This window comes from Duganella sacchari (assembly GCF_900143065.1).
GTDB lineage: Bacteria > Pseudomonadota > Gammaproteobacteria > Burkholderiales > Burkholderiaceae_D > Rugamonas > Rugamonas sacchari.
This window is the reverse complement of the sequence record NZ_FRCX01000003.1, coordinates 275,121-289,898: the sequence shown is the minus strand read 5'-3', so window position 1 is coordinate 289,898 and position 14,778 is coordinate 275,121. Positions and strand designations below refer to the sequence as shown.

Below are 14,778 nucleotides of genomic sequence, written 5' to 3'. Positions count from 1 at the left end.
ATGGAACTGCTCAAACAACTCCAGCAACAGCTGCACACGCTGGAAGACCATCAACTGATACGCAAGCGCCGCACGGTGGACACGCCATGCGGCCCGCGCCTTAATGTCGGCGGCCGCGAACTGCTGGCCTTCTGCACCAACGACTATCTGGGCCTGGCCAACCACCGCAAGATCAAACTCGCGCTGCAGGAAGGCGCGGCGATCTACGGCGTCGGCAGCGGCGCCGCGCCGCTGATTAGCGGCCATAGCCGCGCCCACGCAATGCTGGAAGAGCGGCTGGCGCAATTCGTCGGCGCGCACCTCGAGCAGCCCCGCGCGCTCAGCTTCTGCACCGGCTACATGGCCAACCTGGCGGTCATCACCGGCCTGACCGCTGGCGACAAGGATGCAGAAATCTTCTCCGAACAGCTGAACCACGCTTCTCTGATCGATGGCGTCCGCCTGTCGCGCGTCAAGGCCTACGTCTACCCGCACGCCGATCTGCAAGCGCTGGAAGAACTGCTCAAAGCCAGCAAGGCCGCCACCAAAGTCGTGGTCACCGACAGCGTGTTCAGCATGGACGGCAACCTCGCACCGCTGCCGCAATTGCTGGCCCTGTGCGAGCAGTACAACGCCTGGCTGGTGGTGGACGACGCCCACGGCTTCGGCACGCTGGGCGAGAACGGCCACGGCGCCCTGGAACACTTCAACCTGCGCTCACCCTACCTGGTCTACATGGGCACCCTGGGCAAGGCCGCGGGCGTCAGCGGCGCGTTCGTCGCCGCGCACGAAACGGTGATTGAAACGCTGATCCACAAAGCCCGCCCCTACATTTTCACCACCGCCAAGCCGCCAGCGCTGGCGCATGCCCTGCTGACCAGCCTCGACCTGCTGGAAGGCGAGGAAGGCCGCACGCGGCGCGCTCACCTGAAGGTTTTGGTGGCACAATTAGACGATGGCCTGCGCCTGGAACGCTGGCAGCGCCTGCCCTCGCAGACGGCGATCCAGCCCATCCTGATCGGCGATAATGGCGTCACCATGCGCGCGGGCGCCGCCTTGTACGAGCAGGGCTTCTGGGTCGGCGCGATCCGCCCGCCCACCGTGGCGGCCGGCACTTCGCGTCTGCGCGTTACGCTGTCCGCAGCACATAGCGGCATGGAAGTCGCAAAATTGATAACTGCGATCAATGCATTGGAAAGGGACTTCAAATGAGCCTGGACGATCCTGTGTTAGCAGTCTCGCCACAAACGCAGCCGGTAGGTGCAAGCAGCGGCGTACCGCCGCGCTTCAGCTGCTTCGTTACCGGCACCGACACCGAAATCGGCAAGACCCTGATTTCCTCCGCCATGCTGCACGCACTGGTGCAGAGCGGCGTGCGCGCCTGCGGCATGAAGCCCGTCGCGGCGGGCGCCGAGCTGGGCGCTGACGGCACATGGCACAACGACGATTGCGACCAGCTGGCCGCCGCCGGCAATGTCCACCTGCCGCAATCGATCACCACGCCGTTCCTGTTGAAGGAACCGGCCGCGCCGCACATCGCTGGCGCACTGGAAGGCATCACCATTTCGCCGGTGCCGATCCTGGCGGCCTACGTTGAAATCCACGCCGCCTCGGATGCAGTGGTGGTGGAGGGCGTGGGCGGCTTCCGCGTGCCGCTGAATGACGAATTTGATACCGCCGACCTGGCCGAACAACTGGCGCTGCCAGTCGTGCTGGTGGTGGGCCTGCGCCTCGGCTGCATCAGCCACGCACTGTTGACGGTGGAAGCCATCCTGGCGCGCGGCCTGAAGCTGGTGGGCTGGGTGGCCAACGAAACCCAGGCCGACATGGCCTTCGCCGACGAAAACGTCGCCGCGCTGGCGCAACGCATCCCCGCGCCGCTGCTGGGCCGCGTGCCGCGCCTGGACCAGCCGGCCGCCGCCGCCGCCGTTGAATTTATCGATTTTACGCAGCTGCCTCACTGGCCGCTGCCAAACGCAATTTGAACGAAGAAGGAACCCGTATGCCTCAGAACATCCTGCAAGAACCGAAAGTCGTTTCGCTGCACCGCCCGACGGCACCGATCACGCCTGCTGCCTCCACCTGGCCGCGCGAAGAAGTGCTGGCGTTGTACGAACTGTCTTTCAACGATCTGCTGTTCAAGGCACAGCAAGTCCACCGCGCCAACTTCCCGGATGGCGACGTGGAACTGGCGACGCTGCTGTCGATTAAAACCGGCGGCTGCGAAGAAGACTGCGGCTACTGCCCGCAAGCGGCACGCTACGACACCGGCGTCGAAGCCAAGAAGATCCTGGACATCGACACCGTGCTGGACGCGGCCAAGCAGGCCAAGGACAACGGCGCCACCCGCTTCTGCATGGGCGCCGCATGGCGCAGCCCGAAAGACCGCGACATGGACAAGGTCGAAGAGATGGTGCGCTCGGTGAAGGCACTGGGTCTGGAAACTTGCGCCACGCTGGGCATGCTGGAAGAACACCAGGCGCAGCGCCTGAAAGACGCGGGCCTGGACTACTACAACCACAATCTGGACACCGCACCCGAGTTCTACGACAACGTGATCTCGACCCGCGACTATCAGGACCGCCTGGATACGCTGGGCCACGTGCGTGAAGCCGGCCTGAAAATCTGCTGCGGCGGCATCATCGGCATGGGCGAAACCCGCGACCAGCGCGCCGGCCTGATCGCGCAGCTGGCCAACCTGAATCCATACCCGGAATCGGTGCCGATCAACCACCTGGTGCAGGTGGAAGGCACGCCGCTGTACGGCATGGACCGTCTGGACCCGTTTGAATTCGTCCGCACCATCGCGGTAGCGCGTATCACCATGCCGAAAGCGCGCGTGCGCCTGTCGGCGGGCCGCCGTGAACTGGGCGAAGCGATTCAGGCCATGTGCTTCATGGCCGGCGCCAACTCGATCTTCTACGGCGACAAGCTGCTGACCACCGATAACCCGGAAGCCAACGACGATCGCGCCCTGCTGGAGAAACTGGGCCTGCGTACGCGCGGTGCGGTACTGGAGTCGGTACAAAAAGAACAGTGCGGCTGCTGATCCAGCCACACTGAACGTCACGATAAAAAAACTTCCAGCAAATTTACAAAATAAGCTGCAAAGAGAGAGACGATGTTTACAAAAATTCTGATCGCCAACCGTGGTGAAATCGCCTGCCGTGTCGCTGCTACCGCACGCCGCATGGGCATCAAGACCGTCGCCGTCTATTCGGAAGCGGACGCCAACGCCAAGCACGTCGCCGTGTGCGACGAAGCAGTGCTGATCGGCCCCGCAGCCGCCAAAGAGAGCTATCTGTGCGGCGACAAGATCATCGCTGTCGCCAAGGCGACTGGGGCGCAGGCCATCCATCCCGGCTACGGCTTCCTGTCCGAGAACGCCGGGTTTGCAGATGCCTGCGCCGAAGCAGGCCTGGTATTCATTGGCCCGCCAGCATCGGCCATGCGCGCCATGGGCTCCAAGTCGGCGGCAAAACAGCTGATGGAAAAAGCCAATGTGCCGCTGGTTCCTGGCTACCACGGCGAGCAGCAGGATGCCGATTTCCTCCACACGCAAGCCGACAAGATCGGCTACCCGGTACTGCTGAAGGCTTCGGCCGGCGGCGGCGGCAAGGGCATGCGCGTGATCGAAAATTCGGCGCAGTTCAAGGATGCACTGGCGTCCTGCAAGCGCGAGGCGATCAGCTCTTTTGGTGACGACAAGGTGCTGGCGGAGAAATACCTCCAGCGTCCGCGTCACATTGAAATTCAGGTATTTGCCGACACGCTCGGCAACTGCATCTATCTGTTTGAGCGTGACTGCTCGGTGCAGCGCCGTCACCAGAAAGTGCTGGAAGAAGCGCCAGCTCCCGGCATGAGCGCTGAACGCCGCGCGGCGATGGGCGAGGCGGCAGTCGCTGCCGCGCGCGCCGTCGGCTACGTAGGCGCCGGCACGGTGGAGTTCATCGCCAACCAGGACGGTTCGTTCTACTTCATGGAGATGAACACCCGCCTGCAAGTCGAACACCCGGTGACCGAAATGATCACCGGCACCGACCTCGTTGAATGGCAGCTGCGCGTGGCCGCTGGCGAGCCGCTGCCGAAGCAGCAGCACGAACTGACCATCAACGGTCACAGTATCGAAGCGCGTATCTACGCGGAGAATCCGGAAAAGGGCTTCCTGCCGTCGATCGGCACGTTGCGCCATCTCGGCACACCAGGCGCCGTCTCGTTTGAACTGGGCGGCGTGGCTGACGCACCCGCCGGCGTGCGTATCGACTCCGGTGTACGCCAGGGCGATGCCATCTCGCCGTTCTACGATCCGATGATCGCCAAACTGATCGTATGGGGCGCGGACCGCAAGCAGGCCCTGGCCCGCATGGCGCAAGCGCTGGCGCAGTACCAGATCGTCGGCCTGGCCAGCAACATCGCCTTCCTGAAACGCCTGGTGGAAGGCCAGGCCTTCGCCACTGCCGATCTGGATACGGGCCTCATCGAGCGTAACCATGACAGCCTGTTCCCGGCCGCACAGGCGGCGCCGGCAAGCGCACTGGCATTGGCCGCGACCGCGCTGCTGTCGTCGGAACGCAAACCTGCCGCCGACCCATGGGCGCAGACCAGCGGCTGGCGTATGAACCAATCCTACGCGCGCAAGCTTGCGTTCAACGACGAGCGTGCGGCTTACGACACTTACGTCACCTATCGCCCTGAGGACTGGCTGTTCAGCGCCAGCAGCAGCGAACAACCGCAGCCTCTGAGCCTGACGGCGCGTGACGGTAACGATTACAGCATCAAACTGGGCGCCACCGCCACGCACGGCACCGTGCTGCGCGACGGCGACATGTTCCACGTCTACGCCAACGGTGCGCACTACCAGCTGGCCTGGAACGACCCGATGGCGCACGCCGGCGAAACCGAAGCCGAAGGCGGCCGCCTCACCGCACCAATGCCCGGCAAAGTAGTCGCCGTCCTTGCCACCAAAGGCCAGGAAGTGAAGAAGGGTGAAGCACTGGTCATCATGGAAGCCATGAAGATGGAACACACCATCGCCGCCCCGCATGACGGCGTGGTGGACGACATCCTCTACGCCGTCGGCGACCAGGTGGCAGACGGTGCGCCGCTGCTGGCCTTCAAGGCGGCATAAGGAGAAACACCATGCGCATTTTGCTACACCGCGCGGACGGCAAAACCGAGCCGTGGATCAAAGATTTCGCCAAATACCTGCCTGAAGCCGAAATCGAAATCTGGCATGCCGGCGAAAAATGCCAGGCGTGCGACTACGCCGTCGTGTGGTCGCCGCCGGAGGCCATGCTGGCGGAGCTGGCCACCGTCAAGGCCATCTTCATCACCGGCGCAGGCGCCGACGCGCTGCTGAAATTCGGCGACGCCTTGCCGCAGCACGTGCCCATCATCCGCCTGGAAGATGCGGGCATGGCGGTGCAGATGGCCGAATACGTCACGCACGCCGTGCTGCGCTACTTCCGCCGCTTTGACGAATACGAGGCGCAGGCGCGCGCCGGCCAATGGGCGCCGCTGCCGCAGCATCACAAGCAGGACTTCTCAGTCGGCGTGCTGGGCATGGGTGTACTGGGCATGCGCGTGCTGGAAGCGCTGGCGCCGTTCGGTTTCCCGCTGCGCGGCTGGAGCCGCACCGAAAAGAACGTACCGGGCGTGCAGACCTTCCATGGCGCCGATGGCCTGGACACCTTCCTGCGCGGCACCCGCGCGCTGGTCTGCATGCTGCCGCTGACGCCGGACACCAGTAACATCATGGACCGCACCAATATGTGCAAGCTGCCGGAGGGTTCGTACATCATCAACGTCGCACGCGGCGCGCATCTGGCGGAACCGGATCTGCTCACGCTGATCAAATCCGGCCACATCGCGGCGGCGACGCTGGACGTGTTCCGCAATGAGCCACTGCCGGCGCAGCATCCGTTCTGGCAGGAGCCGCGCATCACCATCACGCCGCACATCTCCGCGCTGACCTTGCGCCGTGAGAGCGTGCAGCAGATCGCCGATAAAATCCGCAAGACCGAAGCAGGCGAACCAGTCGCCGGCCTGGTCGACCGCACACTGGGATATTGAAATGAACAGCTTACCGAAGAAAGTCAAAATCGTCGAAGTCGGCCCGCGCGACGGCCTGCAGAACGAAAAGGAAAACGTCCCGGCCGACGTCAAGATCGAACTGGTGAACCGCCTGACCAGCGCCGGTTTCCAGAACATCGAAGCGGCGGCTTTCGTCTCGCCGAAGTGGGTGCCGCAGATGGCCACCAGCGCCGAAGTCATGGCAGCCATCAGCCGCAAGCCGGGCGTGATCTACTCCGCACTGACGCCGAACATGCAGGGCTTTGAAGCGGCGCTGGCAGCGCAGGCCGACGAAGTCGTGATCTTCGGCTCCGCCTCGGAGGCATTCTCGCAAAAGAACATCAACTGCTCCATCGCCGAATCGATCGCGCGTTTTGAAGGTGTGGCCAAAGCGGCCAAAGAGCGTGGCATCCGCCTGCGCGGCAGCATCAGCTGCTCATTCGGCTGCCCGTACCAGGGCGAGGTACCGCTGGATGCCGTGGCAGATGTGGTCGGCCGCATGCGCGATCTGGGCTGCGACGAAATCGACATTGCCGACACCATCGGCGTCGCCACGCCGCGCAAGACGCAAGCCGTGCTGGAGCGCGCCATCCGCGAGTTCCGCGTGGACGGCCTGTCCGGCCACTTCCACGACACCTACGGCCAGGCACTGGCCAACATCTACGCCAGCCTGGAAGTGGGCATCTCGATCTACCATTCATCGGTATCGGGGCTGGGCGGCTGCCCATATGCCAAAGGCGCGACCGGCAACGTCGCCACCGAGGACGTGCTGTACATGATGCAGGGCCTGGGCATCGACACCGGCATCGACCTCGACATCGTCGTGGATGCCGGCCAGTTCATCTCCCAGTTCCTGAACCGCAAAGGCGCCAGCCGCGCGGGCAACGCCATCGCCGCCAAACGCGCCGGCTAAAATCCGGGGTCAGTTCTTGCAATCCAACACAAGCTCAACAGCTACAAGGCTGAGCTCGTGTTGGATTGCAAGAACTGACCCCGGATTTGTTTGGACGAAAAAAAAGACCCGAGAGTCGAAACTCTCGGGTCTTTTTCTTGAATCTTGGTCGGAGTACAAGGATTCGAACCTTGGACCCCCTGGTCCCAAACCAGGTGCGCTACCGGGCTGCGCTACACTCCGAAGAAGCAAGATAATACAGTCTGGCGCCGAGGTCGTCAAGAGCTCTTGCAAAACGATGTTATTATCGAAAAATCATGAGCACCACATTTTCATTCGATCCACCCGGCCAGGTCCGGCGTCCGGGCATTATTGCAGGTGTTGTTATCTCAGTGCTGCTGCACGCAGTACTGCTGTTTGGCTACCGGTTGTCCAGCCCGCCAGCGGCCGAGCAGCCGGCCAAGGCGATGACGGTGTGGCTGCAGCCGCTGCCGCCACCTAAGACCGTTGCCAAGGTCGAACCACCGCCGCCACCGCCACCACGCAAGCGCGAGCCGCGTGAACCGGTACACACGGCGCCGCGTGAGCGCACGCCAGCGCCAGCCATTGCGGAGCAGGTACAGCCTACACCGGCCGAATCGCAGGCGATCACGCTGCCACCCGCGGCCGATCCGCTCCATCCCGAGCAGCCGCCCAAACAATTTGATATGAATGCGGCGCTGAAAACCGCGCGCGGCGTGGCCAAGGAGAAAGCGCCGGCCGGCACGCTGGCCGCCCAGTTGGAAGCGCACCCGATCAATCCGGAACCGACGGGCAGCGAGCTGGCCAAGAAAATGGAAGGCGCCAAAAAGACCGATTGCCTGAAATCGGCCTCCGGCGCCGGCCTGCTGGCGCCGCTATTCTGGGCGCTGGACAAGCACTGTAAGTTTTAAGCTTCGTCCTTGAGCTGCAAGGCGCGGTCGTACAGGGCATTTTTCTTGCGGCCGGTGATTTGTGCGGCCAGGCCGGCTGCCTGTTTAACAGGCAGTTCCGCCAGCAAAATTTGCAGGATGCGGTCCGCTTCTGCATCGTTTTCATCATCGGCCGGCGGCGCGCCTTCCAGCAGCACGACAAATTCACCTTTCTCGCGGTGGCCGTCGGCCTTGATCCACGCTTCCGCCTCGGACAGCGGGCAGCGGTGGATTTCTTCAAACATCTTGGTCAGCTCACGCGCGAACACGACCTGGCGCGTCGGTTCAAACGCGGACGCCAGCGCAGTGGCGCAGTCCAGGATCCGGTGCGGCGCTTCGTAAAACACCATGGTGGCCGTCACCGGGCGCAAGGTGCCGAGGAAATTCTCGCGCTGCTTGGCCTTGGCCGGCAGGAAGCCGACAAAGTAAAACTGGTCATTGACCAGGCCACTGGCCGACAAGGCCGTCACCGCCGCCGATGCGCCCGGCAGCGGCAGCACGCGCAGGCCGGCCGCCCGTACCGCATCGACAATGCGCGCGCCCGGATCGGACACGGCCGGCGTGCCCGCATCCGACACCAGCGCAATCCGCTCCCCAGCCTGCAGACGAGCGATCAGCGTCTCGGCCGCCTCGCGCTCGTTGTGCTGATGCGCGGCAATCAGCGGCTTGTGCAAGCCAAAGCGGGTCATCAAGGTGGCGGTGTTACGGGTGTCTTCGCAGGCCACAGCATTGACGAGGCTCAAGACGTGCAGCGCACGCAGGCTAATATCCGTCACATTGCCGATGGGGGTCGCCACGACGTACAAGGTTGCGCTAGGATAGCTCTGGTGCGCAGTTTCGCCCAGGACGGGCAGGCTGGCGATGGAACTGGATACGTGGTCGCTCATTGGGGGTAGGATGAAAAGTGTGAGGTTGACGCTGCTGTGCATAACTGCCGCAGTGCTGAGTGCATGCAGCACGCCGTTTTGCAACGCGCCGGGTGGATTGTGCTCGCCCCAGCCAGCAAAAACAAGCCCGCCGCCGGTAGTTGCGCCGCCCATCCAGCGCGATTTGCCAAAACCGCCGCCCGAACCGCCGCTGCCGCCTGCGGAAACCTTCTCCATCAGCATGCCGGGCACCGTGGACGAAGACCGCAGCCAGCTGGCGCCGCGCGCCGAGCCGCCCGCCATTACCCGCGCGGACGATGACCGGGCCGCACCATCCAACGCTCCGGTACGCATCGGCCTGCTGCTGCCGCTGCGCTCGGAAACGCTGGGCGCCGCCGCAGAATCGCTGCGCGCCGGCTTCATGGCCGCCTGGGAGCGCGACCGTGACAATATTACCGTGACCGTGCTGGAAACCGGCGACGTGCCGCAGGACATCCTGTCGGTCTACGCCCACGCCTTGCAGAATCAGGACATCGTGGTCGGCCCGCTGTCGCGCGCGGCCGTAGCCACGGTCGCAGCCAGCCCGCTGGTCAGCAAGCCCACCATCGCCCTGAACTACCCGGAAGGCTATGGCCAGCAGGGCGCGGCATCGCTGCCGCCGCAGATGGTGGCGATCGGCCTGTCGATTGAGGAAGAAGCCCGCCAGGCCGCCCAGTGGGCCGCCGCCGAACAGCCGGACGGCGCCGCGCTGGTGCTCACCACCAGCACCGCCTGGCAGCGCCGCGTGGCGGCCGCGTTTGCCGGCCAGTGGCAACGCCTGAGCCGGCCGGTCCAGACCATCGAACTGAGCGCGCCCGACGGCTATCTCAGCGATCACGAACTGGTGCAGTTGCGGGCGCGCCTGCGCCAGACGCCGCCGGCACTGCTGTTTTCCGCCATGGGCGCCGACCAGACGCGCCAGCTGCGTCTGGCGCTGGCCAGCGTCATGACCACCGAACCCACCAATCCGATTTTCAGCACGGCCGACGCCTTGCCGGCGCCACCACCAGCCGCCACCGACCAGTTCAGCAGCCTGCCGATTTACGGCACCTCGGCCCTGAATCCCGGCCGCGTGAACAATTTCCCGACCCAGGACCTGGACGGCGTGCGCCTGCTGGATCTGCCATGGCAGGTGCAGCGCGACCATCCGGCCGTGATGGTCTACCCGCGCCAGCTGCAAACCGGCGTCGGCAGCGCCGACATGGCGCGGTTGTATGCGCTAGGCATCGATGCTTTCCGCGTGGCGCGTGAAATCGGCCGCCAGCCGGCGGGCCGCTTCCATCTGGACGGCGTCACCGGCAAGCTGACCATCGATTTTGGCCAGGGGCCGTCCAGCTTCGAACGTATCGAGCAGTCAGCCGTGTACCAGAACGGCGCGCCGCTGCCAGTCACGCAGCCATGAGGATGGCATGCCGCGCACCCCACAGCAGCGGCTGGGCCGACAGGGCGAGGACCGCGCGCTGGCCCACCTGCAGGCCCAGGGACTGACGCTGCTGGAACGCAATTTCCTGTGCAAGGCCGGAGAAATCGACCTCATCATGCTGGAGGGGCCGGTGCTGGTGTTTGTGGAAGTCCGCCAGCGCGCCAGCGCCAGATTCGGTGGCGCGGTCTACAGCGTGACGCCGGCCAAGCAGCAGCGCCTGCTCCGCGCGGCACAATATTATCTTTTACGCCACAAAATCCCGCCGCCGTGCCGCTTCGACCTGATTGCTATCGACGAAGAAAAGTTATCATGGGTACAAAACGTCCTCGAGATGTAAGCATTTTTAACAGCGCTTGTCCGGTCAGCCGGGCGACTGCACTATAATCAGCACACTATGAATAATCAACGCATCCTCTCGCACTTCCACGAAAGTGCTGAACTCAAAATCCAATCCGCCACCGTCCTCGCCCCGCACATTGCGCAGGCGATCGAGATGATGTTCTTGGCGTTGTCCAACGGCAACAAGATTCTGGTGTGCGGCAATGGTGGTTCCGCTGCTGACGCCCAGCACTTTGCTGCCGAGCTGGTCGGCCGCTTCGAGCGTGAGCGCTTCCCGCTGCCAGCCATCGCGCTGACCACCGATACGTCGATCCTGACGGCGGTGGCCAACGACTATAGCTACCGCGAGATCTTCTCCAAGCAGGTGCAGGCGTTCGGCCAGGCCGGCGACATCCTGCTGGCGTTCTCCACCTCGGGCAACTCGGGCAACGTCATGGCCGCCATCGAGGCCGCGCTGGAGCGCGAGATGCGCGTCGTGGCGCTGACCGGCAAGGGCGGCGGCGCCATTGGCAAGATGCTGACCGATGCCGATGTCCATATCTGTGTCCCGCATGACCGTACTGCCCGCATCCAGGAAGTCCACTTGGTCACCATACACTGCATTTGCGACGGCATCGACGTCGCGCTGTTCGGAGGAGATGTGAATGAGTAATGCCAGCGCTATCTGGAAAAAAGTACAACGTCCGCTGGCCATGAGCGTGCTGTGCGGCGCCATGCTGGCGTCGCTCTCGGGCTGCGTGGCGGTGGTCGCGGGCGGTGCAATTTCCGGTACGCTGGCGGCCACCGACCGCCGCACTTTTGGCGCGCAGACGGAAGACCGTGCGATTGAGGTCAAGTCCAGCGTCAAGGTCAACAATGTCGGTGGCAGTGCTGCACACGTCAATATCAACAGCTTCAACCGCCGCGCGCTGCTGACCGGCGAGGTCCGCGATGAAGCCATGAAAGCCTCCATCGAACGCGAAATCCGCGCCATCGAAGGCGTGGTTGACGTCATCAACGAACTGGAAATCGCCGGCCCGTCGAGCTACACCTCGCGCTCCAGCGACACCATCATCACCACCAAGGTCAAAGCCAGCCTGGTGGATGCCAAGGATATTTCCGCCAACTCGTATCAGGTCGTCACCGAGCGCGGTGTGGTCTACCTGCAGGGCCGTGTGACCCAGCGCGAAGGCCAGATCGGCGCCGACATCGCACGCGGCGTCAGCGGCGTGACCAAGGTGGTCAAGGTGTTTGAATACATCACCGAGGAAGAATGGAAGTCCTACCAGCCTAAATCGTCCTCCACCAACACGCAAAGCAACCAATCATGAGTACCTCATCTCGCGCCTGGGTTAAACCGGTGATCGCTGCCGTAGCGATTGCCGCCATCGGATTTGGCGCTTACGCCACGGTATCCAAGCGCGAGGTGGCACCACAACTGACCTTCCTCAGCATCAAGGGCGACAAGATCACGCCGGAGAGCCTCAAGGGCAAGGTGGTGATGGTCAATTTCTGGGCCACCTCCTGCACCACGTGCGTGGCCGAGATGCCCAAGATGGTCGATACCTACAACAAGTTCAAAGGCCAGGGCATGGAGTTTGTCGCCGTGGCGATGAACTACGATCCGCCCAACTACGTGCTCAACTACGCGGAAACGCGCCAGCTGCCGTTCAAGGTGGCCTTGGATACGGATGGTTCGGCCGCCAAGGCTTACGGCAACGTCGCCATGACACCAACCACCTTCGTCATCGGCAAGGATGGCAAAATCCTCAAGCGCTATCTGGGCGAACCGGATTTCGCAGCACTGCACAAGCTGCTGGCGGAGTCCTTGAACGGCTGATCAGCCACCCTTGGCACGCCGCTTGCATCGCTGATGGCTTCCTCAACCAACCAGGGAAGCCACCATGGATCGCAATCAAGTCACGCAAAAAATCCTGTCCGCCAAAGTCGCGCGCAATATGCGCTGGACGGAAATCGCCACGCACTTTGGCCAGAGCAAGGAATGGACGACCGCCGCGCTGCTGGGCCAGATGACCTTCAGCCGCGCGCAGGCCGACCAGGCGCAGCAACTGTTCGGGCTCACCGATGAAGAAGCCGCATGGCTGCAGATCGTGCCCTACAAAGGCTCGCTGCCCACCGCCGTGCCGACCGATCCGCTGATCTACCGCTGGTACGAAATCGTCAGCGTCTACGGCACCACCATCAAGGAATTGATCCACGAAGAATTCGGCGATGGCATCATGAGTGCGATCGACTTCTCGATGGATATTCAACGCGAAGCCGATCCCAAGGGCGACCGCGTGCAGGTGGTCCTGAGCGGAAAATTCCTGCCCTACAAATCCTACTAGAAGCCCGCTTGCAGCGACAGGTACAGGCCGTGCTGCTTCTTCGGATTGAAGATCGTGATGTCTCCCAGATCCGCATAAGCAGCCGTCACGGAGAAATTCCGCGTCGGGAACCAGGCGACGAAGACGTCGTAATACGCCTTCTCGTTATCCACGCCAAGGTTGTGCGGCTTGCGGCGGTACTCGGCGCCCAGCGCCAGCTTGCGGTTGATGAGATACGCGGCCGAGACTTCCGGCATCAGGCGCGTACTATCATTCTTGTCGCCACCAAAGCCCAGTATGCCCATCTGGTTGGCGCGCGTGGCGCGCAGCGTGGCATTCAGCAGCAGGCTTTGTTCCAGATAGATCTTGGTGGCGGAGACGTAGTAGTCATAGCCATGATCGTCCTTCGCGCCCAGCTGCTTGACGTTGGTGACGCCCAGCGCACCAAGGCCGCCGATGCCCTTGTTCCGCTTGTACATGATGCCGATGGCGACTTGCGGCATCCAGCTGTCCTGCTCATATACCGCATCGCCAGCCACCTTGAGTTTGAGGCCGAGGATGTCCTGCTTGATGTTCAGCTGGTCCAGCGGCGCCAGGCTGCCCTTGAATTCCTGATTCGCCAGCGACAGCTCCAGCCGGTCCGCAATGCCGACCGCTACACCATAGCTATTCAGTTTGTAGTCTTGCGTGCCGACGTAAGTGTAGTGCGCATTGGCGCCCCAGCTGTCACGCGTGCCATAGCCGCTGATCAGCGCCCACGGCGTAATGCCGCCACCACCCGCGCCTTCCACTTGCGAGACGCCACCGGTGGCAAGCAGTTTGCCCATGTCCGGGCTTGCTGCGGCAGCGCCGCCGCAGGCCAATACAGCGATCAATGCTGGGATAATTTTTTTCATTGTTCTACTCCTGGCGGACTTATTTGGTCACAATGTCGCGTTGCATCGGCGCGAGTTTGGCAATCAGCTTGAGCGCGACGCTACTTGGAACATTGTGCTGCTCCATCGCGATTTGTAAGTCTTCAGCCAGGGCGTTGAACATGGCATTGGTGATTTGCAGATCCTGGTGCACGGTCTTCATATCGCGCACCGGCCCGACGCCTTCCATGGCCTTGTCGTGATATTTGCCAGTGTATTTGCATGGCCCGCCAGCGAACTCGCAGAACTGCTCCTGCAAGCGCACATTCAGCTGCTTCATGTCGAAGTCAGTGAAGCTGTCCTTGATGCGGGGATCGGTGGTGATCAGGGTGACGAAGGTATCGGTAATCTTCTTGATCCCTTCCTTGCCCCCCAGTCCTTGATAAGTAGAGTCCTCGGTGTAGGGTGTTTGCGCCATTGCCAGCGAGGACGCCAGCAACAGGCTGCAGCTAACCAGCTTGATGAATTTTTTCATATCAGTCCTTGTGAAAAAACGATAAAGAGAATTCAGCGGGGGCTAGGCTTTACTGCAATTTATCAGATCAGTTTAAAACTCCGCGATTTTACTTGGGATACAAAATCATTTGGGTGCAGCGGAACAACGCTATTGTTTTGCCAGTGGCCTTGTTGGTCACCGTCGCATCCCACACCTGCGTCGTGCGGCCCTGGTGCACCAGGCTGGCCGTCGCCATCACCGTGCCTTCACGCGCGGTGCCGAGGTGATTCGATTTCAGCTCGATGGTAGTAAAGTTCTGCGCGCCTTCCGGCAGGTGCGAGAAGCACGCATAGCCGCAAGCCGTGTCAGCCAGCGTGACCACGCTGCCTGCATGCAGAAAACCATTGGGTGCAAGATGATTGCCGGTGACGGTGAACTCCGCCACGATCTCGCCTTCCTTGACGGACGTGATGATGATGCCCAGATAATCAGGCAGCGTGCCCTTGCCGAACTGGTTGAAGTAATCGACGGTGAATTTGCTAGCATCCATATTCAATTCTCT

The 14,778-nt window shown here is 62.6% G+C and carries 17 protein-coding genes and 1 tRNA gene; 13 read left to right on the top strand and 5 right to left on the bottom strand.

Features of this window, described 5'->3' with window-relative positions; translation table 11 throughout:
* From bioF to BUA36_RS07750, 6 genes are all read left to right on the top strand, one after another.
* A complete protein-coding gene (bioF, locus tag BUA36_RS07775) occupies positions 1-1,191 on the top strand; it encodes an 8-amino-7-oxononanoate synthase (RefSeq protein WP_072783173.1) in 1,191 nt (396 codons plus the stop codon).
* Complete coding sequence (gene bioD / locus BUA36_RS07770) at positions 1,188-1,964, top strand: dethiobiotin synthase (RefSeq protein WP_072783170.1); 777 nt, start codon at positions 1,188-1,190, stop codon at positions 1,962-1,964. Before bioF ends, bioD begins: the two co-directional genes overlap by 4 nt.
* A 17-nt stretch (positions 1,965-1,981) precedes the next feature.
* Complete coding sequence (gene bioB, locus BUA36_RS07765; protein WP_072783168.1) at positions 1,982-3,028, top strand: biotin synthase BioB; 1,047 nt, start codon at positions 1,982-1,984, stop codon at positions 3,026-3,028.
* 72 nt (positions 3,029-3,100) lie between these two features.
* A complete protein-coding gene (locus BUA36_RS07760) occupies positions 3,101-5,107 on the top strand; it encodes an acetyl/propionyl/methylcrotonyl-CoA carboxylase subunit alpha (RefSeq protein ID WP_072783166.1) in 2,007 nt (668 codons plus the stop codon).
* Between the two features lie 11 nt (positions 5,108-5,118).
* The gene (locus tag BUA36_RS07755) at positions 5,119-6,051 is read left to right on the top strand and encodes a 2-hydroxyacid dehydrogenase (protein ID WP_072783164.1); all 933 of its coding nucleotides are present in this window, start codon (positions 5,119-5,121) and stop codon (positions 6,049-6,051) included.
* A 1-nt stretch (position 6,052) separates the two neighbouring features.
* The gene (locus BUA36_RS07750; protein WP_072783162.1) at positions 6,053-6,964 is read left to right on the top strand and encodes a hydroxymethylglutaryl-CoA lyase; all 912 of its coding nucleotides are present in this window, start codon (positions 6,053-6,055) and stop codon (positions 6,962-6,964) included.
* 145 nt (positions 6,965-7,109) lie between these two features.
* Here BUA36_RS07750 and BUA36_RS07745 read toward each other — a convergent pair.
* Positions 7,110-7,186 (bottom strand) — tRNA-Pro (locus BUA36_RS07745).
* A gap of 74 nt (positions 7,187-7,260) precedes the next feature.
* Here BUA36_RS07745 and BUA36_RS07740 point away from each other — a divergent pair.
* Positions 7,261-7,875 carry a hypothetical protein gene (locus BUA36_RS07740; RefSeq protein WP_072783160.1) on the top strand — a complete coding sequence of 205 codons (615 nt, stop codon included), beginning with the start codon at positions 7,261-7,263 and terminating at the stop codon, positions 7,873-7,875.
* On the opposite strand, the gene rsmI is transcribed toward BUA36_RS07740, so the two are convergent.
* Complete coding sequence (gene rsmI, locus BUA36_RS07735) at positions 7,872-8,780, bottom strand: 16S rRNA (cytidine(1402)-2'-O)-methyltransferase (protein ID WP_072783158.1); 909 nt, start codon at positions 8,778-8,780, stop codon at positions 7,872-7,874. The two genes, BUA36_RS07740 and rsmI, sit on opposite strands and share 4 nt — an antisense overlap.
* 163 nt (positions 8,781-8,943) lie before the next feature.
* On the opposite strand from rsmI, the gene BUA36_RS07730 reads away from it, so the two are divergent.
* The 6 genes from BUA36_RS07730 to cynS all read left to right on the top strand — a co-directional run bounded on the left by BUA36_RS07730 (position 8,944) and on the right by cynS (position 12,887).
* Positions 8,944-10,200 carry a penicillin-binding protein activator gene (locus BUA36_RS07730; RefSeq protein WP_229255642.1) on the top strand — a complete coding sequence of 419 codons (1,257 nt, stop codon included), beginning with the start codon at positions 8,944-8,946 and terminating at the stop codon, positions 10,198-10,200.
* Between the two features lie 7 nt (positions 10,201-10,207).
* Entirely contained in the window at positions 10,208-10,558 is a 351-nt protein-coding gene (locus tag BUA36_RS07725; RefSeq protein ID WP_072783153.1) for a YraN family protein, read from the top strand.
* A 57-nt stretch (positions 10,559-10,615) separates the two neighbouring features.
* Positions 10,616-11,212, top strand: a complete 597-nt coding sequence (locus BUA36_RS07720; protein WP_072783151.1) for a phosphoheptose isomerase — start codon at positions 10,616-10,618, stop codon at positions 11,210-11,212.
* Positions 11,205-11,870 carry a BON domain-containing protein gene (locus BUA36_RS07715; protein ID WP_072783149.1) on the top strand — a complete coding sequence of 222 codons (666 nt, stop codon included), beginning with the start codon at positions 11,205-11,207 and terminating at the stop codon, positions 11,868-11,870. Before BUA36_RS07720 ends, BUA36_RS07715 begins: the two co-directional genes overlap by 8 nt.
* On the top strand, positions 11,867-12,379 hold the full coding sequence (locus BUA36_RS07710) for a peroxiredoxin family protein (protein ID WP_072783147.1): 513 nt from the start codon (positions 11,867-11,869) through the stop codon (positions 12,377-12,379). Before BUA36_RS07715 ends, BUA36_RS07710 begins: the two co-directional genes overlap by 4 nt.
* A 64-nt stretch (positions 12,380-12,443) precedes the next feature.
* On the top strand, positions 12,444-12,887 hold the full coding sequence (gene cynS, locus BUA36_RS07705; protein WP_072783145.1) for a cyanase: 444 nt from the start codon (positions 12,444-12,446) through the stop codon (positions 12,885-12,887).
* Here the strand turns inward: cynS and BUA36_RS07700 are convergent.
* The 3 genes from BUA36_RS07700 to BUA36_RS07690 all read right to left on the bottom strand — a co-directional run bounded on the left by BUA36_RS07700 (position 12,884) and on the right by BUA36_RS07690 (position 14,766).
* Positions 12,884-13,762 carry a DUF3034 family protein gene (locus BUA36_RS07700; protein ID WP_072783143.1) on the bottom strand — a complete coding sequence of 293 codons (879 nt, stop codon included), beginning with the start codon at positions 13,760-13,762 and terminating at the stop codon, positions 12,884-12,886. The genes cynS and BUA36_RS07700 overlap by 4 nt on opposite strands.
* Before the next feature lie 19 nt (positions 13,763-13,781).
* Positions 13,782-14,255, bottom strand: a complete 474-nt coding sequence (locus tag BUA36_RS07695; protein WP_072783141.1) for a group I truncated hemoglobin — start codon at positions 14,253-14,255, stop codon at positions 13,782-13,784.
* An 88-nt stretch (positions 14,256-14,343) separates the two neighbouring features.
* A complete protein-coding gene (locus tag BUA36_RS07690; RefSeq protein WP_072783139.1) occupies positions 14,344-14,766 on the bottom strand; it encodes a PaaI family thioesterase in 423 nt (140 codons plus the stop codon).
* Positions 14,767-14,778 lie beyond the last annotated feature (12 nt).